Origin of the sequence: Myxococcus sp. CA005, assembly GCF_006518205.1 — a bacterium.
Taxonomy (GTDB): domain Bacteria; phylum Myxococcota; class Myxococcia; order Myxococcales; family Myxococcaceae; genus Myxococcus; species Myxococcus xanthus.
On the sequence record NZ_SRLV01000012.1, the window covers coordinates 26,973 to 48,570 of the forward strand.

The following is a 21,598-nucleotide window of genomic DNA, read 5'->3' on the forward strand; positions in this document are numbered from 1 at the left end:
ACTTCCCGTGCCCCGGACGCTGTGGACGAATGACGCGGACGGCGCGCCGCGCATCCTGGAGCTGAACGGCTCGGCGATGTTCCTGGGCTTCGACGCGCGCGGCGGCACGGACGTGGCGAGGCACCTGACGCGCGCGCTGGCGCGGCACGCACGCGGCGGATGGCTCAGCGCCGTCCGAGGAACTGCGGGTCGGACCAATCCCAGAGCCGCTCCGGGTGTTCATCCACGTCGAGCGGCAAGCTGTTCCACCGGTACACCGCGCGCGAGCTGGCGCCGTGGACATGGAGGACCAGGCTCAGCACGGCCAGCACCGCGAAGGTGGCCGTCAAGCCGCGCCGGGCCTCGGGGCCTTTCCATTGGAGCGCGCGCACCACGGGGACGAGGAAGAAGACGAGGTAGGGCACCATGTCCGAGAAGAAGCGCGGGCCATACGAGTGCCCCGCCCACCAGTGCGGGAAGGTGGAGATGGCGGCCCAGTGCAGCGCGACCACCGCGACCAGCACCGCATGCAGCCGGGTGAAGGTCCGGGCGCGCAGGTCCATCCACAGGCCCCAGGCACTCATCAGGAGCACGGGGGTGAACACGAGCAGCCCCCGCGCGGGGGACACGAGGTTTCCGGCAAGGGCCTCGGCCACGCGAGAGGCGGACAGCTCCAGGCGCTGCGGTTCGTAATAAGGCGCCAGCACGGAGCCGTAGTGGATGAGGTTCACCGCCACCCACGGGATGGCCACTGCGAGCGCGCCCGCGAAGAACTTCCAGGCCTGACGCGGCCAGGTCCACAGCACGTAGAGCGACAGCACCAGCACGGAGAGGCTGTTGGTGGGCCGCATGACGTAGGCGAGCGCCAGGGGAATGCCCGCCCAGGCCACGTGACGCGGAGCCTCGCGCGCGCGGACGAGGCAGAGGAGCACCAGGGTCAGGAACAGCAGCGAAGGGCCGTGCTGCCACAGGGCGCGGCTGGCGGTGGAGAGCAGCGGCGTGCAGAAGACGAAGACGGCGGCGAGCAGCAGCGCGCGCTGGCGGGACAGGTGCAGCGCGGTGCCCAGCATGAACATGACGACGCCAGCGAGCGCGGTCAGCGCGGAGGCGAAGAGGCGCTGAGGGCCGTTCCACGCGTCCAGGTCCACGCCGCCGGTGGCGTCGTAGATGTGACGCCAGTGCGCCAGGGGCTTCGCCAGGGCCGGGTGCAGCTTGCCCACGGGCGTGGCGAGGCGCACGAAGCCATCCACCAGCACCACCATGGGCACGGCGGCCAGGGAAGGGCCCAGGGGGAAGTAGTTGTAGAGGTGGCCGTCACGCTCGTAGAGGCCGTGACGGTACGACTCGAAGGTGGGGGCGTATTCGTCCAGGTCGAGGTTCCCTTCACGCAACAGAGACAGCGTGGTGGGGAGCGTCAGCTTGGAGTCGAAGGGCGTGTAGACGGGGAACGCCGCCAGCGCCGCGAAGAAGCCCACGAAGAGCAGCACCCGCCCCGCCCAGATGCGAGAGGTGGGGCGCGCGGGCGCGGAAGCCACAGGAGTAGAGACGGCGGATGAGCTCATCGCGGCGGACCAACCTCGCGCGCTCCGGCAGCGACGCGTTGGAGGGCCGCCGTCTTAGTGGCTCGGAAGCACGAAAGCCAGGAGCAGGAGCAATGCCAGAGCGTGGTGGCACCGGGGCGCTCTGCGTCACGTTTGGATAGACTGCCACGGGTGGCAAGGCACCAGCGCCGGGGGCATGAATGGGCAGCAAACGGGCACTCGTCGCGTGGTTGCTTGCGCTGGTCTTCACGGGATGTGGGCACACCGCGCAAAAATCCCAGCATGCATGGGAACAAGTGCCACACGGAGAAGGCGAGTCATGTACTCGCGTGGACCGGTGTGTCACGTGGGTCTGTGCTGGAGCGACACAATGCGGCCTCTACGTCTGTGAAGACGCTGGGAGGCTGCTCGCCAAGGGCGGGGGCACCATCGCCCCGCCCGCCGCACCCGGCGCGGGGCCCCATCGGCGCTGGGGCAACGTCCAGAAACTCCCCGGCGGAAATGGGCCCGTCTTCGTCTTCGACTGGCACAACGCCCCACAGTCTGAACACCGGGCTCCGCGCCTGCCCTCGGGTCCGGACTGGGTCCGGCATCATCTCTTTCCCCAAGCGGAACACCTCGCGAAGTGGTTCGCGAGGAGCCCTCGCGCACTGAACGTGCATGACTTCACCCTTGTCATCGCGCGAGACACGCATCAGCGCATCCATAGCGGGACCCGAGGCGGAGCCTGGAACCAGGAATGGACCGACTTCGCTCGCAGGTATCCTGGCGCCTCCCAACAGCAGGTTTGGGAACATCTGGGGAAGCTGGTCCAGAAGTACGACCTGATAGGCCCCATCGTCCCCTACTACTATCTGCGCTGATGACCTGCCGCTGGAGGCGCAGCACGTGAGGTTCTTCGAGGTTCTCGAGGATGAAGCCACCCGGAACACGGGCCGTATCGACGGAGTGAGCCCCTGGTGCATCCCGAGCATCGACTGCACCGTCTGTGGCGGCTACGGCGGCCTCGGAGAGGCCTACCCCACTGTGGACCTCGCGCGTTTCGCACACCGTGCCCTGCTGGAAGAACCGCGGAGCCAACAAGCCCTGTCACTGGAGGCGTACCGGCACCTGTGCGAGCAACTGCGGCCATGGGTCCCTCCGGCCGCCCCTTTGGAGCCCGGCACGCAACTGGGTCCTGTCGTTGGCAAGGCCAAGGGCCGTTTTGGAGACTTCTACTTCCAAGCGCCGTGGGCTCCGTGGATCCGCATCTCGGCCCTTGAGAAGCTACACGCCGCCGGCGTGAGAGGCCTGCATGGCGCGCCAGGAGATTTGGGCTATCGCGGCCAGCCTGCACCGCCCCTGCACTGCCTGGAGGTCCTCGTGCACGGAGCGTTGCATCCAACCAGCCACACTCCGGACTGGCAGGCCCCCTGTCCCCGGTGTGGCAGCCACCGGAACGGATACCCATCCGAGTCCGCCGTGCTCGCCGCAAGCACCTTGCCCGAGAACATCGACCTCTTCCGCCTTCGCGACTTCAAGACGGTCATCGTCGCGAGCGAGCGGTTCGTCGAAGCCGTGAAGCAGCTTCGACTCAGCGACATCGCGTTCCGCGAGCTTTCCGTCCGCCCAGGCTAGGGTTGGGCCGCAGACTCCCCAGGCGCCGAGGGCGCCGTCTCCGCCGGAGCCGCGTCGGGCGCTTCGGAGCGTGGCTCCACGCCCTTCACCTTGCCCACCTGCTCCAAATCCTGCCGGTTGCTCAGGGAGAAGCGCACCAGCGCGCGGAGGATGCGGTTGCGCTTCACGTTGCCAATCACCTCACGCAGGTCCTCGTACACCGTCGGGTCGCTGATGAGCCCGCCCACGGTGCCGTCTCCCTTCGCCACGGTCGCCGTAATCTTCTTCAGGTCCGCCGCCGCGCTGCCCAGGTCCGCGAACATGCCGCTCGCGTCGCCGTACACCAGCTGGTGCACCGCCCCGTTGGGACTCTTCTTCGCATCCTCGATGAGCCCCGCCAGCTGCCCGGCCGCCGCCCCCAGCTCCGTCAGCGCCTTGGCGCCGTCCTGGCCGTAGACGAGCGCGTGGGCCGTGCCGTCTCCCGTGCGCACCTCGCGCAGAATCCCTTCCAGCTCGCCCACCGCGCCATCCACCCGCGCCGCCGCGCTGGACGCGTTGGCCAGCAGCCCCCGCACCTCGCGCCCGGCCTGCTTGTCGTAGATGAGCGCGTGCAGCACGCCCTCGCCCTTCGCCACCTCTTCCAGCAGCGCCCGCAGCGCCGCCACGCCGCGCGTCACGTCGTTGGCCATCTCCGGGTTGGCGTACGTCTCCACCGCCGCCCGCAGCGACTTGCTGATGGCCACCGAGTTCTCCATCACCTGCGACGCCCCGCTCAGCAGCGAGGACAAGTCACCGCCCGTGGACGACTTGAGCACCCCACCCGCCTCCACTGGCGGTGACGTGGGGCTGCCCAGGGAGATGTCCACCGCCTTGTCGCCCAGCACGCCCATGCTGGACAACTGCGCCACCGAGTCCTGACGCACGCGGTCCGTGTAGCGCGACGACACCTGGAACTGGACCTCCAGCCGCGGGTCATTCGGGTCGGGCGAGAAGACGATGCCCGTCACCCGCCCCACGTTGAGACCGCCGAGCCAGACGGGCGACTCATCATTGAGGCCCTGCACGTTGGCGAAGTAGGCGCGATACATCGTCTTGCGCTCGAACAGGCGCGACTGCTGGCCGATGACCATCACCACCACGCTGGCGACCGCCAGTCCGACGGCGACGAACAGACCCGTGCGCAGCGCCAGGCGGCGCTCGGTTCCAGCGGGAGAGAACAGGCTCATGGCGCGCCTCCGGGGAACAGTTCCACGCGGCGCGCGTCGAGGAAGGCACGCACCTCCGGGACGGTGGAGTGGAGCATCTCCCGCGGAGTGCCCACCTGCACGATTCTCCGATTGGCCAGCATGGCGATGCGGTCTCCCACGGTGAACGCGCTCACCATGTCGTGGGTCACGACGATGGAAGTGCAACCGAGCCGGGTCTTCATCGAGTTGATCAACACGTTGATGGACTGCGTGGTGACGGGGTCCAGGCCCGTGGTGGGCTCATCCCAGAGGATGACCTCCGGCTCCGTGGCGATGGCCCGCGCCAACCCCACGCGCTTGCGCATGCCGCCCGACAAGCCGGAGGGCATCAGCCGCTCCGTGTTGGGCAGGTCCACCAGCGCCAGCTTCTCCGCCACGCGGGCACGGACCTCGTCCGCCGGCATATCCGGGAAGTGCTCGCGCAACGGGTACGCCACGTTCTCCCCGACGTTCAGCGAGTCGAAGAGCGCCGCGCCCTGGAACACCATGGCCACGTGCCGGCGCACCGGCATGAACTGCTCCTCCGTGAAGCGCGCCAGGTCGTGCCCCTGGAAGAGGATGCGTCCGGTGTCTGGCGACAGCAATCCGATGAGGCACTTGAGCAGCACGCTCTTGCCCGTGCCCGAGCCGCCCATCACCACCAGCGTCTCACCGGCGCGCACGTCCAGGTCCATGTCGTCATAGACGCGCTTGGCGCCGAACGCCTTCGTCAGGTGCTCGAAATAGATGAGCTGCTCACCCGGCCGGGGCGGCTGGAACGCGAACTCGGAAGTCGTCTGGGACGAGGAGCGCATGGCACGTCACAGGCTCAGCGTGAGCTGGGTGATGAAGAAGTCCGCCAGGCACACGGAGACGGACGTGGTCGCCACCGTCTGGGTGGTGGCGCGGCCCACGCCCTCCGTGCCGCCCTCCACGGTGAGGCCGCGGAAGCAGCCCACCAGGCCGATGATGAGTCCGAACACCGCGCCCTTGAACACACCCGAGGCGAAGTCCGGCATCAGCACCGCGTCCAGCGCGCCCTGGAAGAAGAGGTTGAGCGTAATCGCGTACTGGATGTTCACCACCAGCGCGCCCGCCACCAGGCCCACGACGTCCGCGAACACGGTGAGCACCGGCAACACAATCAGGCACGCCAGCACGCGGGGCACCACCAACTTGCGCAGCGGGTCGGCGCCCAGCGCGCGGATGGCGTCCACCTGCTCCGTCACCGTCATCGCGCCCAGCTCCGCGGCGATGCCACTGCCGATGCGCGCGCCCACGGTGAGCGCGGTGAGCACCGGCGCCAGCTCGCGGAACAGCGTGAGGATGACCACGCGGCCCACGGTGTACTGCACGCCGAAGCGCGACAGGAAGTAGCCGAACTGCAACGAGATGACGAGCCCCGCGAACATCGCGGTGAGCAGGGCGATGGGCAGCGAGCGCACGCCCAGCGACTCCGTGTGGTACACGAGCCCGCGCCAGTCAAAGGGCGGACGCACCGCGCGACTGAACACCTGCCCCGTCATCCGCGACAGGGCGCCCAGTGACTCCAGGCGCTCCTTCGCGCGGTCCATGAGGCTCGGGGGCCCGGAGGCCGCCGCCGCGTCCACCTCGGGCTGCCGCGTCGTCATCCCTTGCGCTCCGATTCGAAGCCGGCCAGCAGCGCGTCGAAGTCCGCCATGCGCCCGTCCGCGAGCCCCGGCGGCGACACGTAGGTGAAGTCGAACACGCAGTTGTCCTTCTTCAGCACCACCAGCTCCAGTTGCACGGGCACGCCGTCCATCTTCGCCAGGTGGCGGCTGCGCAGGGCCTCGCGCCCATCCATGGGGATGCGCTGTTCAGCGATTTCCTGCCGGTCCGTGAAGCCCGCCAACAGGTGCCGGGTGAGCACCTGGAGCGACGGGTCATCATGTCCCTGGCACGTGGCGTTGACGGAGAGCGCGCGACCGGTGCCCTCCTCGGCGAAGGCGAGGTCGTTGTCCTCCAGCCGCACCTGCTCCCAATACGCGGGGAGCTTGCCAATGCGGTAGCGCACGGCGGGCTTGGTGAGGACGGAATCCTCGAACGTCGTCCTGTGACAGCCCGCCAGGGGCATGACCACCAGCAGGCACAGCAACGTCATCCGCGGCATGGCACCGTTCTTCGTGGCTCTCTTCCGGCCCTGCGACCAAGTCATGCGTCACAAGTCGCGCACCTGCAAGGAATTCCATGTCGTGCGGTGGGGGCCAAACGTCCACTGCCACACCTCTGAATCCATCCTGGCACGTCACATTCCCGCCACCCGAGGTGCGCCGGCCGTCCGCCATGGCACCAACCAGTCTGTGCGAGCGTCCATCCGCGGGCAGTCCCCGGCCACGCCGCGCGGCCCCAACTTTGTCCCGACGCACGCAAGCCGTCCGGCTCGGACAGCAGTGCCCCACGCTCGACACACGGACAAGGAGGACTCCCATGGACGGCGGACTCGCGATATTCGGCCTCGGCCTCTTCCTGCTGGGAATCGCCAACCTGTACACACGACACAGCTACTGGCTGGCTGTCTCCGTGCTGCTCCTGTCGGTGGTGTCCATGGGGTTGGCCTTCAGCGAGTCCAAGCGGCTGCGCGATGTGTCGCTGGGCGTGGGCGTCGTGCTGCTGCTGCTCACCGTCATCGCGCTCGCCGTGGGCACGTCGTGGTGGCTGCCACTGGCCACCTTCCTCTTCGCCGTGGCGTATGGCGTGCTCTGGGCGGAGTACCGTTTCCCCTTCTTCAAGAACGTGGCGCCGGGCGACGTGCCGCACCACGCGGAGCGGCGCTTCCACGTCCACTGGCCCTGGCACCGTCGGCGCGTGACGCCGTGACTTCAGTTGGCGGGAGGCGGCTCGGCGTCCGCGCGCACCGCCACCTGCCCGCCGTGCACGTCGAGCCAGAGCGTGTCGTCCGCCGCCGCGCCCCGCACCAGCGAGCCGTCCGTGGTGGTGAGCACCACCTGCGCGCCGCTCTGGGCCAGGTAGCCCATGAGGTAGGCGTTGCGCTCTGGGTCCAGCTCGCTCGACACGTCGTCCAGCAGCAGCAGCGGCAGGAAGCCCATCGCGGCCTCCAGGTTTTCGATTTCGGCGATCTTCCAGCCGAGCACCAGCGCCCGCTGCTGTCCCTGGCTCGCGTAGGCCCGCGCGCTGCGGCCCCCCAGCGTCACCGAGACGTCGTCCGAGTGCGGCCCCACCGAGGTGAAGCCCCGCTCCATGTCCCGCCGCAGGCGCGCGGAGAGGCTCTCCCGCAGCATGGCCGCCAGCGCCGTTTCGTCCGCGGCGGCGAAGTCGCCCTCCAGATGCGCGGGGCGGTAGTTGTACACGGCTGGGTCCACCGTGCGGCCAATGGAGGCGAAGGTCGCCTGCGCCCTGGGCGCCAGCTCCGCCATCAACGCGCGCCGCCGCGAATAGATGCGCGCGCCAGCTTTCGCCAGCGTCTCGTCGTAGGCCTCCAGATACACCGCGTCCACGGTGTGCCCTTCGCGCAGCAGGCGGTTGCGGTTCTTCAAGGCCCGCGCGTACTCGCGGCTCTCGCGCAGGAAGGCGGGGAAGCGGTTGAACACCGCCCGGTCCAGGAAGCCGCGTCGTGAGTCCGGACCGCCCTTCACCACCTCCAGGTCATCCGGCGTGAAGGCCACCACGGACACGCCGCCGAAGTAGTCCTCCAGGCTGGAGGCCTTCTTCCCATCCACGAAGGCCTGCCGCGTGCCGCCGCCCACCTCCACGGCGATTTCACGCTCGGCGCCCTTGAGCAGGAAGCGCCCCGTCACCCGCGCGCCCTGCGAACCCCAGCGCACCAGCTCCGACAGACGCCCCGCGCGCAGCGGCTTGAGCGTGGCCAGGAAGTAGAGGGCCTCCAGCAGGTTCGTCTTGCCCTGCCCGTTCTGCCCCACCGCGATGGTGGCGTGGGCGCTGGGCGTGAGCTGGACCTGGGGGAGGTTCCGGAAGTCGTGGACGTGAAGCGCGAGGAGGCGCACGGCCCCCTCCGTATAACCTCTCCGCTCCCCGGCGGGGGACCTATCTCGCGGGCTGGAGCGGCAGCTCCACCACGAAGGTGGCGCCCTCGCCGGGCTGGCTGTCCACCTGGATGGTGCCGCCCAGGGCCTCCACCAGCGTGCGCGTCACGTAGAGCCCCAGGCCCATGCCGCCGTAGTTCCGCTCGGACACGGCGCGCTCGAACTTCTGGAAGATGCGCGCGTGGGCTTCCGGGTCGATGCCAATGCCCCGGTCCTTCACCCGCAGCCGGGCGCCCATGCCCCCCGGCGCCACGTCGATGTGCACGGGTGCGCCCGCGCCGTACTTGAGCGCGTTGGACAGCAGGTTGGAGACCACCTGCTCCAGCCGCAGCCGGTCCCACACCCCTTCGAACCCTTCCGCCTGCGTGACGTGCAGCTCGCAGCCGGCGCGCGCGGCCTCCAGCTCGAAACGCGCGGCCACCTCGCTCACGAGCGAGGGCAGGTCCACCGGCTCGAACTGGAGCTTCAACCGGCCGGTGCTGATGCGCGACACGTCGAGCAGCCCGTCCACGAGCTCGGCCAGACGCGTCACCTGCCGGCGCATGGCCTCCACCTCGCGCCCGTGACGCTGGGCCAACGCGGACTCCGGGTCCGCGTGGATGGCGCGCACGAAGGACTGGAGCCGCAGCCCCAGTGACGTCAGCGGCGTCTTCAGCTCGTGGCTGGCCACGGACAGGAACTCGTCACGGGCACGCACGGCCTCCTGGAGGTGCTGCTCCACCGTCTTCAGGCGGGTGATGTCCAGGAAGGGAATCACCACCACGGACGGATGGCCATGCATGGCGGGCAGCGTCTCCGACGAGATGCTGAGGGCGTACCGGCCCGCGGGCGTGTGCCAGTGGACCTCCAGCCCGTCCAGCCGCTCGCCCCGGGCCGCGCGGTTGGAGGGGAGGTCATCCACGCTCAGCCGGCGGCCCTCCAGGTCCGTGACGTGGAAGTGCTCGCCATACGCGGTGGTGGGCACGTCCTTGGGGATGTGCAGGCCGTAGAGCCGGTCCGCCGCGGCGTTGGAGAAGTTGAGGTCGCCACTGGCCGGGTCCGCCATCACCACCGGCATGGGCATCAGGTCGAGCACGGCCTCCAGCCACTTCTGCTGGCTCTCCACGGCCTGGCGCGCGAACACCTGCTCGGTGACGTCGAAGGCCAACGTCACCAGGCCGTCCACGAGGCCGCGCTCGTCGCGCAGGGGCTCGAAGATGATGTTCCAGAACCGGGTCTCGACGCGGCCGGCGCCCTCGTAGTCGATGGTGATGGGGTACTCCCGCGCGATGGCGCGCTCGCCCGTCTCCAGCACGCCCCGGTGGAGGCTCAGCAGCTCCGGCGACAAATCCGGAATGGCCTCCTCCTGGGTGCGCCCGTTCAGCTCGCGTCCGCCCATGAGCTTCTGGAGCAGCGGGTTGGCGAACTCGTAGCGCAGCTCGTAGCCGCGCAGCACGCTGAGGGCCACCGGCGCCTGCGTGAAGACCTGGAGCAGGTTGCGCCGCTCCACCTGCGCCGCCTCACGGGCCGCCAGCTCCGCCGTCATGTCCTTGTAGGCCACGGCGAGGTGCGTGACGCCGCCGCTGGAGGCAACCAGGGGGAAGCCGGTGCAGGAGATGGCGATGCGCCGCGCCTCGGCGGGCGCGCGGACGTGCGCCAACTCCTTCACGTCGTACCAGAACACCGGCGTCTGGACGCGCTCGCCCGACACGACCCGCTGGAGCAACTTCGCGTAGCCCAACTGCGCGAGCAGTTCGTCCTTGAAGAGGCTGTACTCGGGTGGCGGCGCCGCGCCGAACATCGCCAGGAAGGCGGGGTTGGTGAGCAGACAGTGGCCGTCCGAGGTGAAGACGGCGTAGGGCACCGGTGAATGGGTGAACAGCCCTTCGAGCAGCGCGAGCGAATCCGGCACCTCGGCGAGCTGTTCGCGCAAGGAGCGGGGCTCCGTCACCGCGGGCCTGCTGCGCGTGTCCTGACTCCAGTGCTGACCCGTTCGCGTCGCCACGGGGCCAGGGCCTAGCAGAGCCACCCCGGGCTGCCCAGTCCACCGTTGTCCAGCCGCCTGCCCACCGCGGCCCCCTGGCACGCACATGGTGCTGGTGCTCTGGCGAGCCCATGCCAGATTGCGCGCCCCATGGCGGACCACCTCAAGACCTTCTTCGACGCGCGGCTTGTCGAACGCCTCGGCGCGTCACTCCACGCCGCGGCGCCGACCTTCCCTCGCGCCGCGTTCATCCGAGAGGCCGAGAAGGGCCTGGATGGCCATGAGTTGATGGACCGGGCGCGTCATATCGCTGGTGCGCTGCACCGTGCGCTGCCCCAAGACTACCCAGAGGCGGTGGAGGTGCTGCTGCGCTCGCTCGGCCCCCGGACGGAGGCCACGGAGGGAGGGGCCATGGCTTCCTTCTTCTATCTGCCGCACACGATTTTCGTGGCGGAGCATGGCCTGGAGCACTTCGAGCCGTCCATGCGCGCCCAGCACGTGCTCACCCAGCGATTCACCGCGGAGTTCTCCATCCGGCCCTACCTGGAGCGGCACACCGCGAAGACGCTGGCCCGCCTGCGCGAGTGGACAGAGGACCCGAGCGAGCATGTCCGGCGGCTCGTGTCAGAGGGCACGCGCACGCGCCTGCCGTGGGCCTCACGGCTGCGCGAGTTCCAGAAGGACCCCACACCGGTGCTCGCGCTGCTGGAGCGGCTGAAGGACGACCCGGCGCTTTATGTGCGCCGCTCGGTGGCCAACAACCTGAATGACATCGGCAAGGACCACCCTGCCCTGCTGGTGCAGGTTGCGACGGCGTGGATGAAGAACGCCACGCCGGAGCGGGAGTGGCTGGTGCGCCATGCGCTGCGCTCGTCCATCAAGCGCGGAGAGCCCGCGGCGCTGGCGGTGGTGGGCGCGCGGCCGCCGTCAGGCATCGAGGCCCGCGTGACGCAGTTGCCCCGCCGCGCGGCACTGGGCAGCACGGTGGAGGTCCACTTCGAGGTGACCAACCGCTCGAAGCAGCAGCAGACGCTGGTGGTGGACCTCGCGGTGCATTTCCAGAAGGCGAACGGCGAGGCGCGGCCCAAGGTGTTCAAGGTGCGCGAGCTGCTGCTTGGCCCGGGACAAGCGGAGACGGTGAGCAAGCGCGTCTCCTTCGCGCAGCTCTCCACACGCAAGCACTACGCCGGGCCGCACCGCTTCGAGGCCCTGGTGAACGGACAGGGGTTGCCGCTGGGTGTCGTCGAGGTCAGCGGGTAGGAAGTTCCTGGCAGGCGATTCCCTCCAGCCCGAGGCGCCTCATCGCATCCACGAACCGGTCGGTCCCGATGATCATCGTCGCGAAGTTCACGAGCCGGAACGCGTCCACGTCCGCCGGGAGCGAAGCTGCGGCGAGGATGGGGGCATCGGGTCGAGCAAAGGCGTGCCGCCCACAGGTTGGACACGGCGGCGATGCGTCGGATGGGATGCAATCCGGATGCAGCAGGCCGCGTGGCTCCAGTTGGAGGTCCAACAACTCCGGTGACTCCTTCTTGCGGAATCGCAGTTCCGTTTGTCCGCCCAGCAGACCGCGTACACCTTCGGCTTGCAGGCGCTCCATCGCATCGCGGCGTACGAGCAATAGCGAAGTCCCCTGCCATGTGAATGGACCGAATTCGCCGGACGCAGTGCCAACCAATGGCCCGAAGGCCGCACCAGGCGGCAGCTCCGCATCCGGAGGAGCCAAGGAGCGTACCAGTTCCCGAAGACGGGAGAACTCCGTGAACGGCTCCGGCCGGGCCTTCTCGAACGCGGCACGCTCCGGCAGCTGCGACAGGTCCACGAGGGGATAGTGGTTCCCCCAGGAACTCCAGGTCGTGCCACAGGCGGAGCACTTCACGCCGGGCAGACACCACTTGTGCGCGGCGTTGAAGCTTCCACTGAAGGCGGCCGTTGCCGCTTCGTCTTCACGCAGCCAGAAGAATCGGGTCATGAGTCCCTACGCGCCAGGGCGGGAATAATAGGGCTGAATCGGACCACCGATGAGCTCGAAGCGATGGATCAACTCCCCCGCATGCTTGAAAATCTCCTCTGCGCTCGCGTTCCGGTTCCGGAACTCACGCCATGCTTTGTTCCACGCACCACCATTGCCAAGGGGCCCATGAATCCGCCGGTGCACGTCGCGAGGAATGGGCATGGTGTAGCTGTGGATTTTCACGCCCTGCCCTTCGAACCATCGAGCCAGGTCTTCTGCCTGCGGGAAGATGTGGTGCTTTTCCCAGCGACCGGGCGTTAGACGGTGCGACGGAGGAATGACCCGCGAGGAACCACCATTCCAGTTGGGGAAGACCATGACAGCCCCGCGCGGAAGCTGCTGCCCACCTCCCCAATTTCTCCGAGGTCCACTGCCCGGCGCTGCCGCGGCCACAGGCGGACGCGCGGGAGGAAAGCGCGCCAACTCCACTTCACCGAGCAGGTCCTCGCAGCGGTAGAAGCCACATGCGTCCCCCTCGCAAAGGAGGCTGACGCAACGGTCCTCATGCGAACCGGAGCACGCCTCCGTCGCCGCGCGCGCGCCTCGCTGAATGGGAGTCTTTGCGGTGGTGGAGCAACCCAACCAAAACGCAACAAGCAGTGAAAGACCCAAGCCAGGATGGATGCGCATCTCAAGCGGACCCTATCCTGTTTGGAACGGCACGTTACGCCACGAGGCCCTCGGCTTCTCACCTTCCGTGCCCCCTCCACCATACGAGGCACGGAACGCGTTGTTCTTCACCACGACGCGATGGGCCGCATGAGCGCACAGCCTCACCGCGGTCCGAAAATCTTCACCAGCTTGTTGTAGACGCCCATCACCAGCAGGGGCGACACCCACTGACCAATGAAGCGGCTGAGGTGCGAGCGGCCCGTCACCTCCAAGACGAAGGAAGCGCCCATCGAGGCGAGGCTCGCCACCAGGAACACGTGCGAGGGCACCTTCGCCGTCTGCTGTTCAATCAAGCGCGTCAGTGACGCCTCGGCGTGCTCCGCCCGCACCACCGGGGGCACGTCCAGGTACTCATGCTCCGACGCCCGGCTCGCCGGGTTGACGTCCGTCTCCATGCGCCCTCCCAGGGCGGGCAGACAGGCCCGCCGCATGCAGCGCTCTTCCGCCGGGCCGCGCCATGCAGCCCAGCGAAGAGGTCCCCATCATGGTGTGACCGATGGAGGCAAAGGGCGAGATGGCGAACGAGTCCATGCACACAGACGCCAACCAGCCAGGCGGGCTTCAGCTCCCTGAAGAAGGGGCAGGCCCCCTGCTCCAGCGCGACTACTGGGCAGTCATCCGCGACTGCCGGGTCTCCCCCGAGGAACTCATGCGCTGGGTGGCCGTGCGCTTCGCCGAGTTCGCCCCGTCCGAACTCTGCGTCTTCGAGCGCAGTCACCCGGAACGCGGGGGCCAACCGCTGGCACTGGACGACGAGCTGACGGTGAAGATTCAGGGCGCGGGCACCTTCGCCGTGCGCGTCATCCACCAGGACGCCCAGAGCTTCACGCTCGGCACGCTCCACGGGCACCCGGAGGCGGGCCGCATCACCTTCGGCGCTTACCGGAACGCGCGCGGCGATGTCATCTTCCACATCCGCAGCCGGGCGCGCTCCGGCTCGACGTTCCACTACCTCGGCTTCGTCACCGCCGGAGACGCCATGCAGACCAACACCTGGACCGAGTTCGTCCTGCGCGCCGCGCTGACGGCCGGTGACGGGGTGCATGGCGTCATCCACGCGGACACCACCGAGTTGGAGGACGAACCGCCCGGCGGCGACACCGTCCACGGGCCCACCTTCCTGGCGCGGGGAGACGGAAGACAATGATTGAGTGGCGCTGGTTCTCCGGCTGGACGGAAGAGGAAATGGTTCCCCGGCTGGCGCGGGCTCGCACGCTGGCGCGCAACTTCCCGGAGGTCTCCGGGGAGATGACGCTGCAGGGCGGGTGGAGCCAGGTCCGCTCGGAGAGCGTGCTCGGCCGCGAGTCGCCAGGGCGCCCTGTCCCGGGCGGACTCTTCGAGCGCGCCCAGCAGGTGCTGGAGACCTTCGACTTCTCCGACCCGCGCATCGTCGCCTGGCACTTCTCCGCCGAGGAGCCGATGCAGGGTCGCACGGTGCTGCTGGAGCTGCGCGCGCTGGGGCAGCAACTGCGCTACCTGTGCGGCGTGCGAGTGGGAGACACGCGCGAGGAGCACGATGAGGTGTACAGCGTCTTCGGCTTCAGCTTCGAGACGCTCCATGGACACATCGAGGCCGGGCGCGAGTGGTTCCTGCTCAAGAAGGAGCACGAGAGCGGTGAGGTGCGCTTCCACATCGAGGCGGCCTGGCGTCCCGGCCAGTTCCCTAATGGGTGGAGCCGGCTGGGCTTCGCGATGGTGGCTCCGCGCTATCAGCGCGCGTGGCACCGGCTGACGCACGTGCGGGTGCGCGAGCTGGCGTTGAAGCACCCGGAGTTCGTCGGCCAGCTCACGAGCCACGGCCGGCTGGCGCACTCCGGCCATGCGCTGGGAACGGCCCCGGTGCAGTTCTTCGCGCAGCGGGCGCCAGGGCGACGAGAAACGCAGTTGGAGGAGGAGATAGAAGCCATGAATCGAGGACACGGGTTGAGGGCCCTGGGACTGGGCGTGCTGGCGGGAATGCGGAGCATGAGCGCGCCGGCGCTGGCGAGCCGCTGGCTGACGAAGACACAGCCCGACAGCGAGGACCGGCTCGCCAGAACCCTGGCGCATCCGTGGACACCGCGCGTGCTGGGCCTGCTCGCCGTGGGTGAGCTTGTCGCGGACAAGCTGCCGATGGCGCCCCCGCGTGTCGCCGCCGTGCCGTTGACGGGCCGGATGTTGTCGGGTGCCCTGGCCGCGGCCTCGGTGACGACCGAGCGCCAACGCGGCGGGCGGCTCGCGGCGGCGGCCCTGGGCGCCCTGGCGGCGCTGGCATCGAGCTGGGCCTTCTATTCGCTGCGGCGCACCGCCACGAAGAAGCTGGGCGTTCCGGACGTGGCCGTGGCCCTGACAGAGGACGCGCTCCTCGCGGGCCTGGCCTCGCGGCTGCTGCCCGTCAGCGAGCATCAGGCCGGGCAGGCCACGCTGTCGCCCGTGTGAGCGTCTCCGCCACGCCGCCGCGCGGCCACAGACACCCCTGAAAGCAAGCCCAACACGGCCCATGCCGGCCTCCACCGCTGGCACCCGCGCCGCGGCCTAGCGCCCGCGCCACGCCGCCGCGCGGGCCGCATGCACCAGCGCGGGAAGGTCCTTCACGGCCGCCCCCGCGTCGGCCCCGATTTCCACCGTGGGAACCCGCGCCCGCTCGGGAGAGAACAGGCGCGCGGGTGTCTGTCCCTGGCCGCGAAGGAGGATGAACAGCCGCAGCGCGTCCCGCAGCCGCTCCACGTCCTCGCCCTGCTCGCCTCGAGCCCGCTGCGCCGCGTTCCACAGCCGAGCCCACGCGGTCTCCTCATCCCACGTGCCCACGGGACGCTCTCGAGACAGCGCCGCCAACTGCGCGGCCAGTTCAAAGAGCCCGGCGCGCCCTTCGCCAAAAGCCTCGCAGGCCGGAAGCCGCACCTCCCCGGCCACCTCCACGCCCACACCGCGCAGCCCTACAGCCCCGTCCGTCCGCGGCTGCGGGCCAGGCGCCTCGGGCGCGAACAGCCCCGGCCCGCCCATCCGAGGCTCCGCGCCCCGCTCGAAACGCCCCTCGCGCGCCGCCAGCCACACCAACAGCGCCGGCACCTCGGCATCCGCGGGCACCACCGGGGCCAGCCGCTCCCCCAACGAAGCGCGCAGCCGCGCCCAAGCCACGCCTCGCCAGAAGGCCACGTGCAGCAGCAGCTCCGGCCCGCTGCGAGGCACCCGCTGCGGCGCGCGAGAGACGCGGGCCTGCAGGAAGCCCTTCACCTGCCCCCGCGTATCGAAGTGCTCCAGCCGCTGCCACAGCGCCGCCAGCGCCGTCTCCGCCAGCGGCAAGGCCCGCTGAAGCGCCTCCGCCTCCTCCACCGTGAAGGGCAGCACCCCTTCCGGCGCGGGCCGCTTGAAGACGTGCTCGAACACCTCCGCGGCGGCGCACGCGGCGCGCAGCTCCGGCAGGTTGCGCGGCAACAGCTCCACCGCCCGTGCCCAGATGTGCCGCCCCAGGAGCGGCCCCGCCTCCAGCACCGTCTCTTCCAACTTCAGCAGCGCCTCGCCCAGCGTCGCGGGCCGGCCCTCCGCGGGCAGCCGCTTGAAGGCCACGCGCCGCACGTCCTCCCGCAGGCGCTCCACCTCCCGCATCAGCTTCATGGGCGCGGCGTTCGCAGGCCACCCTTCCGCGGCGGCGCGGCGCTTCAGCGCGGCCAGGGTGGCGTCCACCTCTGGCTGCGTGCGCGCCACCTCCAGCAGCAGCTCGAACTGCGAGCGCACCCGCTGCTTCCAGAAGAAGGACGCCAGCATGCCGCGCAGGGCGCGATAGCGAAGACGCGTGGCCTCCAGGAGGTCCGCGCGGTCCTCCAGCCGGGCGCGCAGGTTGTCCGGGTGCGTGGCCATGCCCTCACCATAGGAAGGCACCGGCCGGGTGTCAGGCCCCCAGGGGGCCTATCGCGTCACGAGTGAACGGTGCGGGCCCTCTCGAGGGGGCCCACCCGACTCACACGCGCATGGGCATGACGACGGCGGTGAAGCTCCGGTCGCCGGGGGCGTGGAGCACGCCCGGGCTGTGCTCGTCACCCAGCTCGAAGGAGACCTCGTCCGTCTCCGTCACGGCGAGCACATCCATCAGGTAGCGCGCGTTGAAGCCGATGGTGATGCCGTTGCCGCGGTAGGCCAGCTCCAGCACGTCCTTGGCCTCGCCCAGGTCCGGGTTGCTCGCGGTGATGATGAGCTGGTTCTCCTCCAGGCCGATGCGGACCGCGTTGCTCTTGTCCGCCGACAGCAGGGCGATGCGCTTGAGGCTCTCCAGCAGGCGCACCTTGGGCACCAGGACGATCTTCTCCCCTTCCTTGGGGATGACGCGCTGGTACTCCGGGAACTGGCCGTCGATGAGGCGCATCACCATGGTGAGGCCCGGCTTCTTGAACAGCGCCGAGTTCTCCGCGAAGCCCAGGTGGCACTCCGCGTCCGGCGCCTCGTCCAGCAGGCGCTTGAGCTCCATCAGGCCCTTGCGGGGGATGATGACGCCGCTCTTGAGCTTGAAGTCGCCCGGCAGCTCACGCTCCACCAGCGCCAGCCGGTGGCCGTCGGTCGCCACCATGCGGACCTTGCCGGTGGACTGGGGCTCGAAGAAGACGCCGTTGAGGATGTAGCGCGTCTCGTCGCTGGAGATGGCGAACTGCGTCTTCTTGATCATCTCCAGCAGCGTGTTGCCCCCCACCTGCACCAGGGGCGCGTTCTCTTCCTTCGGCAGCTTGGGGTACTCCTCGGCCGCCATGCCCACGATTTTGAAGTGGGCCGAGCCGCTGGAGATGTCCACGTAGTTGTTGGCCAGCTTCTTCAGCGTGACCTGCGCGTCCGGGAGGTTCTGGACGATGTCGAAGACGTACTTGGCGCTCAGCGTGACGGCGCCCGTCTTGATGACCTCGGCCGGGTGCTCGGACACGACGCCGATGTCCAGGTCGAAGGCGGTGACGGTGATGCCGCCCTTGTTCGCGGTGACGAGCACGTTCGCCAGGATGGGCATCGTCGTCTTGCGCTCCACGATGCCCTGGGCGCGGTAGAGGGCCTTCTTCAGCTCGTCGGCGGCGATGCGGAATTCCATCGGAGGGCGTCCTTACGGGTCTCGGCCGCGAAGGCCGATCTACGAGGCCGGATGTAGCCCCTGCACTCCAGTCCGTCAACGAACCCTGAGCGACGGGGAACAGCAATGTCCACCTGCAACTGACCGCCAGTCACCAATTCGCGAGACAGACTGGCCCCTGGCAGCGAGCCGGAGCACACTGGCGCCTCTTTCCTCCCCTGGAGCCCGTCATGAACAGCCGTTCGCTGGTGCTCGCCGCCCTTGTCCTAGGCTTCGTCTCCGGATGTAGCAAGCCGCCCGCCGCGACGTCCTCACCACCGGCGAGCGAGAATGGCCCCCCCTCCAGCGAGAACGGAACGCCCACCATGACCTCACCGCCCAGCCATGACTCCCAGCCCAAGCCGGGTGAGAGCGCCGTCTACATCGTCAAGGACAGCGGCGTGCGCTGCTTCGCCCCGCCTTGCCCCACCTACAACGCCTTCCCGGTGGACAAGCCGGACGCGGAGCCCATCCCCGTGCACGAGCTGGAGCTGTCGGCGGTGACGAAGGGCTCGGACGAGCAGACGGATGCGTTGATCCGAAAGACGCTGGACGGCACCGGGCTCAAGATTCAGGGCACCTTGGAGACGCGGCCCAACGCGGGCCCCGCGGGCGCGGCCACCGTCCTGCGCGCCAGCAAGGTCGAAAACTGAAACCACCCTTCCGGGCGGGCCTCAGATGTGGAGGCCCACCTGGATGCCGGGCCAGTGCTGGAGGCGTTGATCCGGCTCCGGATGGGTCTCCCGGAAGGACAGCCGGGTGATGGAGTCGAAGTCCGACTCGCCCCAGGAGAACCACGCGTTGTAGGTGGGCCCGGCGAACACGGCCAGGCGGGGCATGAGCTGGAAGCCCAGCATCAAGCGGGCCTGCCCCAGCACATTGCCACCATCACCCTCCAGCGGGTTGCGCACCGGCTGGACGGCGCCGCCCGTCACGTCCAGGTCCACCCAGAGCCGCTGGGACAGCGTCATGTGCCCGCCCACGCCCGCCGCGAAGCTGAAGCGCGCGTCGCGGCCCGGCTCCAGGCCCGCCATCAGCGTGAAGTAGACGCCTCCGCCGCCCAGCTTCACCCCCATGTTGGCGACCTGGATGTCGCTCAACCAGAACTCCATGTGGGTGGAGCCCCGGCGCAGCCCTCGCGAGGAGGACTCCGAGACATCGTCCCCCGACTGCTGGGCGAAGGCCCCCTGCTCGCTCATCAGCGAAAGGCGGGGTGCGTACCGGGACTCAGCGGTGGCTGTCCCCGCCCACAGCCCGAATGCGAGGAGCGCAAAGGATTTCATCACTCATGCTTTTCCAGCGTGAGGGAGGCCTGCGTCAAGTTCCCGGGCAATGACAGAGGTGCCGAGGAGGCGTCGGGATTTCCAGCCAGTGCCTCCGCGGCGGCCAGCACCACCGCCACGTCGAAGGGCGCATCGGACGAAACGAAGACGAAGCGCTCGAACCCCGGGGCATCGTCCAGTTCGTAGGCGCGCGGCAACACCTGCGTTCCCGACGGCACCAGGGCCATGGACTGGGAGCCCTCCTCCGGCGCGTGGAGGGTGACGGCGCCGTTCCCATCCAGGGAGACGATGACGCCATGCGAGCGGCCCGAGGCGATGTACGCCACCTGCACCACGTCACCCGCGGCGGCGGCGGCCCCGTCGGCGAGCCGCTCCGGCCGGGCGGCGGACTGCCGGTGGATGACGAGCTGCGGCGCCAGCCCCTTGATGCGCGTGACCTCCCGGGTGTCCCCTGGGGCCGTGCCGAGCCCGGTTTCCGAGGAAGGCAGGGCCACCATGACCAGCGCCACCGCGGCGAGCGCCGGTACCAGACCCCACGCGGGCGACAGGCGGAAGGCCGGGCGGGGCGCGTCCTGCCGGGCCGCGCGCGCATCCACTTCGCGGGCCACCCGGGCGGGCGGCAGCGTCTCCAGCGTGGCGCGCGTGTCGGACTCCAGCGCCGCGAGCCGGGTGAGACCGTCGGGTTCCTCGGCCAGCCGGGCGCGGGCGGCGGCCAGCTCCGCGGGCGGCAGCTCGCCCAGGGCGATTCGTTCCAGCAACCAATCCGGGGTGCGGTGGTGGGCGGATGTCATGCGGCCTCCAGCTCCAGCTCTTGCAGCACTGCCGTCAGCGCCCGCAGGCGCTTGCGCACGCCGGACACGGACAGCCCCACTTCGCGGGCCGTCTCCTCCAGCGTCATCCCATCCACCAGGTGCAGCACCGCGATGTCCTGACTGGACGCGGGCACCCGGCCGAAGAGGCGGTCCAACAGGCCGCGCGCGGCGGTGCGGGACTCGGTGTCGTCGGCGGAGGCAATCTGCAGCACCAGTTCGTCCTCCCGGTCCTCCGGACGCCGCTTCGCGCCGCGCAGCCTGTTGAGGCACACCGTGGTGGCAATCCGGTGCAACAGGCTCGACGGCGCCGCGTCCTTCAGCGCGCCCTGGTAACGAAGCAACTGCACGAACACGTCGTGCATGGCGTCCACGGCCTTCTCCTCGTCACGCAAGAGGAAGCGGCAGCGCCGGAGCACCTGGGGGCCATAGCGCCGGTAGTAGGCCTCCACATCGATTGACACCGCTCGCTCGCCTCCCTCGGTTGCCGCGGACAGGGAAACACCGCGGCCTCGGAGAACTGTCACTCGGACTTTTCAGTCCCGAGTTTCCTGGGGACTTTTCGGGAATCAGCGCAGCGTCCTTGTACCCAGGTACAATGCCGCCCCTCCGACTCGGTAAAAGCTACAAGCAAGCAGGCACGCGAGCGCGTGAAAGAAGGGCCGGGCACTGTCAGGTTGGCGATGAAATCGGGGCCAGTTCACTGTAACTGAGAAACGCAACCCCGGTACGTTGCCCCCTCGCCCTTCCCCCACGGCGCCCGTGCTCACCTCCCATGACTCCGCCCTGACGGGCCTGCTGAACGCGTATCTCGCAGCGCAGCTCGCCGGGAACCGGCGTGAGGCGTTGCGGCTGCTCGTGGACGAGGGACTGCTCCGGGACATCCCCCTCCAGACGCTGCACCTGGAGGTCATCCAGCCCGCCCAGTATGAAATCGGCCGGCTGTGGCAGGAGAACGTCATCTCCGTGGCGCAGGAGCACCTGGCGACCGCCGTCTCCCAGCTCGCGCTCGCGCACCTGTACCGGCACCTGCCCAGGGATCCGTTCAACGGCAAGGTCGTCCTCGTCTCCTGCGTCCAGGGCGAGCTGCATGAAGTGGGCGCGCGCATGTCCAGCGACTTCCTGGAGATGGCCGGCTTCGACGTGCGCTTCCTGGGCGCCAACGTTCCACCGGAGCACCTGGCCCGCATGACGAACGAGCTTCGTCCGGACCTGGTCGCCCTTTCCGTGACGATGACGTACCACCTGCCCGCGCTCCGTGAAGCCGTGGCGCACGTGCGCAAGACACTCCCGGATGTCCCCATCGCCGTGGGCGGCCTGGCCTTCAACTGGGCACCCGGACTGGAGGAGGAGCTGGGCGTGAACTTCTTCGGCAAGGACGCGCGGCAGTTCGTCGCGTCCGCCTGCCGGGCCCTGGGAGTCTGAAAGCAC

Annotated in this window: 23 protein-coding genes; 8 read left to right on the forward strand and 15 right to left on the reverse strand. The window is 69.3% G+C overall.

Annotated features, from left to right (window positions below):
* Positions 1–164 precede the first annotated feature (164 nt).
* Positions 165–1,541 (reverse strand): glycosyltransferase family 39 protein, encoded by a 1,377-nt coding sequence (locus tag FMQ63_RS07465; RefSeq protein ID WP_011550399.1) that lies wholly within the window; start codon positions 1,539–1,541, stop codon positions 165–167.
* Between the two features lie 179 nt (positions 1,542–1,720).
* Between FMQ63_RS07465 and FMQ63_RS38665 the strand changes: the two genes are divergently transcribed.
* Together FMQ63_RS38665 and FMQ63_RS07475 are read left to right on the forward strand one after the other, a co-directional pair.
* Positions 1,721–2,383, forward strand: coding sequence for a TIGR02269 family lipoprotein (locus tag FMQ63_RS38665; RefSeq protein ID WP_011550398.1), 663 nt, complete (start codon positions 1,721–1,723; stop codon positions 2,381–2,383).
* A gap of 25 nt (positions 2,384–2,408) precedes the next feature.
* Positions 2,409–3,137, forward strand: a complete 729-nt coding sequence (locus FMQ63_RS07475; RefSeq protein ID WP_011550397.1) for a double-CXXCG motif protein — start codon at positions 2,409–2,411, stop codon at positions 3,135–3,137.
* On the opposite strand, the gene FMQ63_RS07480 is transcribed toward FMQ63_RS07475, so the two are convergent.
* The 4 genes from FMQ63_RS07480 to FMQ63_RS07495 are packed head-to-tail and all read right to left on the reverse strand — an operon-like array spanning position 3,134 to position 6,473.
* A complete protein-coding gene (locus FMQ63_RS07480) occupies positions 3,134–4,342 on the reverse strand; it encodes an MlaD family protein (RefSeq protein ID WP_011550396.1) in 1,209 nt (402 codons plus the stop codon). The two genes, FMQ63_RS07475 and FMQ63_RS07480, sit on opposite strands and share 4 nt — an antisense overlap.
* The gene (locus FMQ63_RS07485) at positions 4,339–5,157 is read right to left on the reverse strand and encodes an ABC transporter ATP-binding protein (RefSeq protein ID WP_011550395.1); all 819 of its coding nucleotides are present in this window, start codon (positions 5,155–5,157) and stop codon (positions 4,339–4,341) included. The genes FMQ63_RS07480 and FMQ63_RS07485 overlap by 4 nt, the downstream gene beginning before the upstream one ends.
* 6 nt (positions 5,158–5,163) lie before the next feature.
* A complete protein-coding gene (locus FMQ63_RS07490; protein WP_020477913.1) occupies positions 5,164–5,973 on the reverse strand; it encodes an ABC transporter permease in 810 nt (269 codons plus the stop codon).
* Positions 5,970–6,473, reverse strand: a complete 504-nt coding sequence (locus tag FMQ63_RS07495; protein WP_026113922.1) for a hypothetical protein — start codon at positions 6,471–6,473, stop codon at positions 5,970–5,972. The genes FMQ63_RS07490 and FMQ63_RS07495 overlap by 4 nt, the downstream gene beginning before the upstream one ends.
* A gap of 317 nt (positions 6,474–6,790) precedes the next feature.
* On the opposite strand from FMQ63_RS07495, the gene FMQ63_RS07500 reads away from it, so the two are divergent.
* Positions 6,791–7,180: a hypothetical protein gene (locus FMQ63_RS07500; protein ID WP_020477914.1), complete on the forward strand. Its 390-nt coding sequence runs from the start codon at positions 6,791–6,793 to the stop codon at positions 7,178–7,180.
* A 2-nt stretch (positions 7,181–7,182) separates the two neighbouring features.
* Here the strand turns inward: FMQ63_RS07500 and FMQ63_RS07505 are convergent, their stop codons facing one another.
* Positions 7,183–8,325, reverse strand: a complete 1,143-nt coding sequence (locus FMQ63_RS07505; protein WP_011550391.1) for a DNA replication/repair protein RecF — start codon at positions 8,323–8,325, stop codon at positions 7,183–7,185.
* 40 nt (positions 8,326–8,365) lie between these two features.
* Positions 8,366–10,348: a PAS domain-containing sensor histidine kinase gene (locus FMQ63_RS07510; RefSeq protein ID WP_225909689.1), complete on the reverse strand. Its 1,983-nt coding sequence runs from the start codon at positions 10,346–10,348 to the stop codon at positions 8,366–8,368.
* 129 nt (positions 10,349–10,477) lie between these two features.
* On the opposite strand from FMQ63_RS07510, the gene FMQ63_RS07515 reads away from it, so the two are divergent.
* Positions 10,478–11,587 carry a DNA alkylation repair protein gene (locus FMQ63_RS07515; protein ID WP_011550389.1) on the forward strand — a complete coding sequence of 370 codons (1,110 nt, stop codon included), beginning with the start codon at positions 10,478–10,480 and terminating at the stop codon, positions 11,585–11,587.
* Here FMQ63_RS07515 and FMQ63_RS07520 read toward each other — a convergent pair.
* The 3 genes from FMQ63_RS07520 to FMQ63_RS07530 all read right to left on the reverse strand — a co-directional run bounded on the left by FMQ63_RS07520 (position 11,577) and on the right by FMQ63_RS07530 (position 13,408).
* Positions 11,577–12,299, reverse strand: coding sequence for a double-CXXCG motif protein (locus tag FMQ63_RS07520; protein WP_011550388.1), 723 nt, complete (start codon positions 12,297–12,299; stop codon positions 11,577–11,579). The genes FMQ63_RS07515 and FMQ63_RS07520 overlap by 11 nt on opposite strands.
* Before the next feature lie 6 nt (positions 12,300–12,305).
* Positions 12,306–12,971 (reverse strand): TIGR02269 family lipoprotein, encoded by a 666-nt coding sequence (locus FMQ63_RS07525; RefSeq protein ID WP_011550387.1) that lies wholly within the window; start codon positions 12,969–12,971, stop codon positions 12,306–12,308.
* Between the two features lie 143 nt (positions 12,972–13,114).
* A complete protein-coding gene (locus FMQ63_RS07530) occupies positions 13,115–13,408 on the reverse strand; it encodes a hypothetical protein (RefSeq protein WP_020480699.1) in 294 nt (97 codons plus the stop codon).
* A 119-nt stretch (positions 13,409–13,527) separates the two neighbouring features.
* Here FMQ63_RS07530 and FMQ63_RS07535 point away from each other — a divergent pair, with 119 nt between their 5' ends.
* Both FMQ63_RS07535 and FMQ63_RS07540 read left to right on the forward strand, forming a co-directional pair.
* Complete coding sequence (locus FMQ63_RS07535; RefSeq protein WP_011550384.1) at positions 13,528–14,160, forward strand: DUF1990 family protein; 633 nt, start codon at positions 13,528–13,530, stop codon at positions 14,158–14,160.
* On the forward strand, positions 14,157–15,431 hold the full coding sequence (locus FMQ63_RS07540) for a DUF1990 family protein (protein ID WP_011550383.1): 1,275 nt from the start codon (positions 14,157–14,159) through the stop codon (positions 15,429–15,431). The genes FMQ63_RS07535 and FMQ63_RS07540 overlap by 4 nt, the downstream gene beginning before the upstream one ends.
* 96 nt (positions 15,432–15,527) lie before the next feature.
* Here FMQ63_RS07540 and FMQ63_RS07545 read toward each other — a convergent pair whose 3' ends face one another.
* Both FMQ63_RS07545 and dnaN read right to left on the reverse strand, forming a co-directional pair.
* Positions 15,528–16,850 (reverse strand): hypothetical protein, encoded by a 1,323-nt coding sequence (locus FMQ63_RS07545; RefSeq protein WP_171452310.1) that lies wholly within the window; start codon positions 16,848–16,850, stop codon positions 15,528–15,530.
* A gap of 100 nt (positions 16,851–16,950) precedes the next feature.
* On the reverse strand, positions 16,951–18,057 hold the full coding sequence (gene dnaN, locus FMQ63_RS07550; protein WP_011550381.1) for a DNA polymerase III subunit beta: 1,107 nt from the start codon (positions 18,055–18,057) through the stop codon (positions 16,951–16,953).
* Between the two features lie 209 nt (positions 18,058–18,266).
* Here dnaN and FMQ63_RS07555 point away from each other — a divergent pair, with 209 nt between their 5' ends.
* On the forward strand, positions 18,267–18,728 hold the full coding sequence (locus tag FMQ63_RS07555; protein ID WP_011550380.1) for a DUF6748 domain-containing protein: 462 nt from the start codon (positions 18,267–18,269) through the stop codon (positions 18,726–18,728).
* A gap of 21 nt (positions 18,729–18,749) precedes the next feature.
* Here FMQ63_RS07555 and FMQ63_RS07560 read toward each other — a convergent pair whose 3' ends face one another.
* From FMQ63_RS07560 to FMQ63_RS07570, 3 genes are read right to left on the reverse strand one after another with little or no spacing between them, the layout of a single operon-like run.
* A complete protein-coding gene (locus FMQ63_RS07560) occupies positions 18,750–19,358 on the reverse strand; it encodes a hypothetical protein (protein WP_020477915.1) in 609 nt (202 codons plus the stop codon).
* Positions 19,358–20,149, reverse strand: a complete 792-nt coding sequence (locus FMQ63_RS07565) for a hypothetical protein (protein ID WP_020477916.1) — start codon at positions 20,147–20,149, stop codon at positions 19,358–19,360. The genes FMQ63_RS07560 and FMQ63_RS07565 overlap by 1 nt, the downstream gene beginning before the upstream one ends.
* Positions 20,146–20,631 (reverse strand): RNA polymerase sigma factor, encoded by a 486-nt coding sequence (locus FMQ63_RS07570; RefSeq protein WP_026113921.1) that lies wholly within the window; start codon positions 20,629–20,631, stop codon positions 20,146–20,148. The genes FMQ63_RS07565 and FMQ63_RS07570 overlap by 4 nt, the downstream gene beginning before the upstream one ends.
* Positions 20,632–20,929: 298 nt before the next feature.
* On the opposite strand from FMQ63_RS07570, the gene FMQ63_RS07575 reads away from it, so the two are divergent.
* Positions 20,930–21,592 carry a B12-binding domain-containing protein gene (locus tag FMQ63_RS07575; RefSeq protein ID WP_011550378.1) on the forward strand — a complete coding sequence of 221 codons (663 nt, stop codon included), beginning with the start codon at positions 20,930–20,932 and terminating at the stop codon, positions 21,590–21,592.
* Positions 21,593–21,598: the final 6 nt, after the last annotated feature.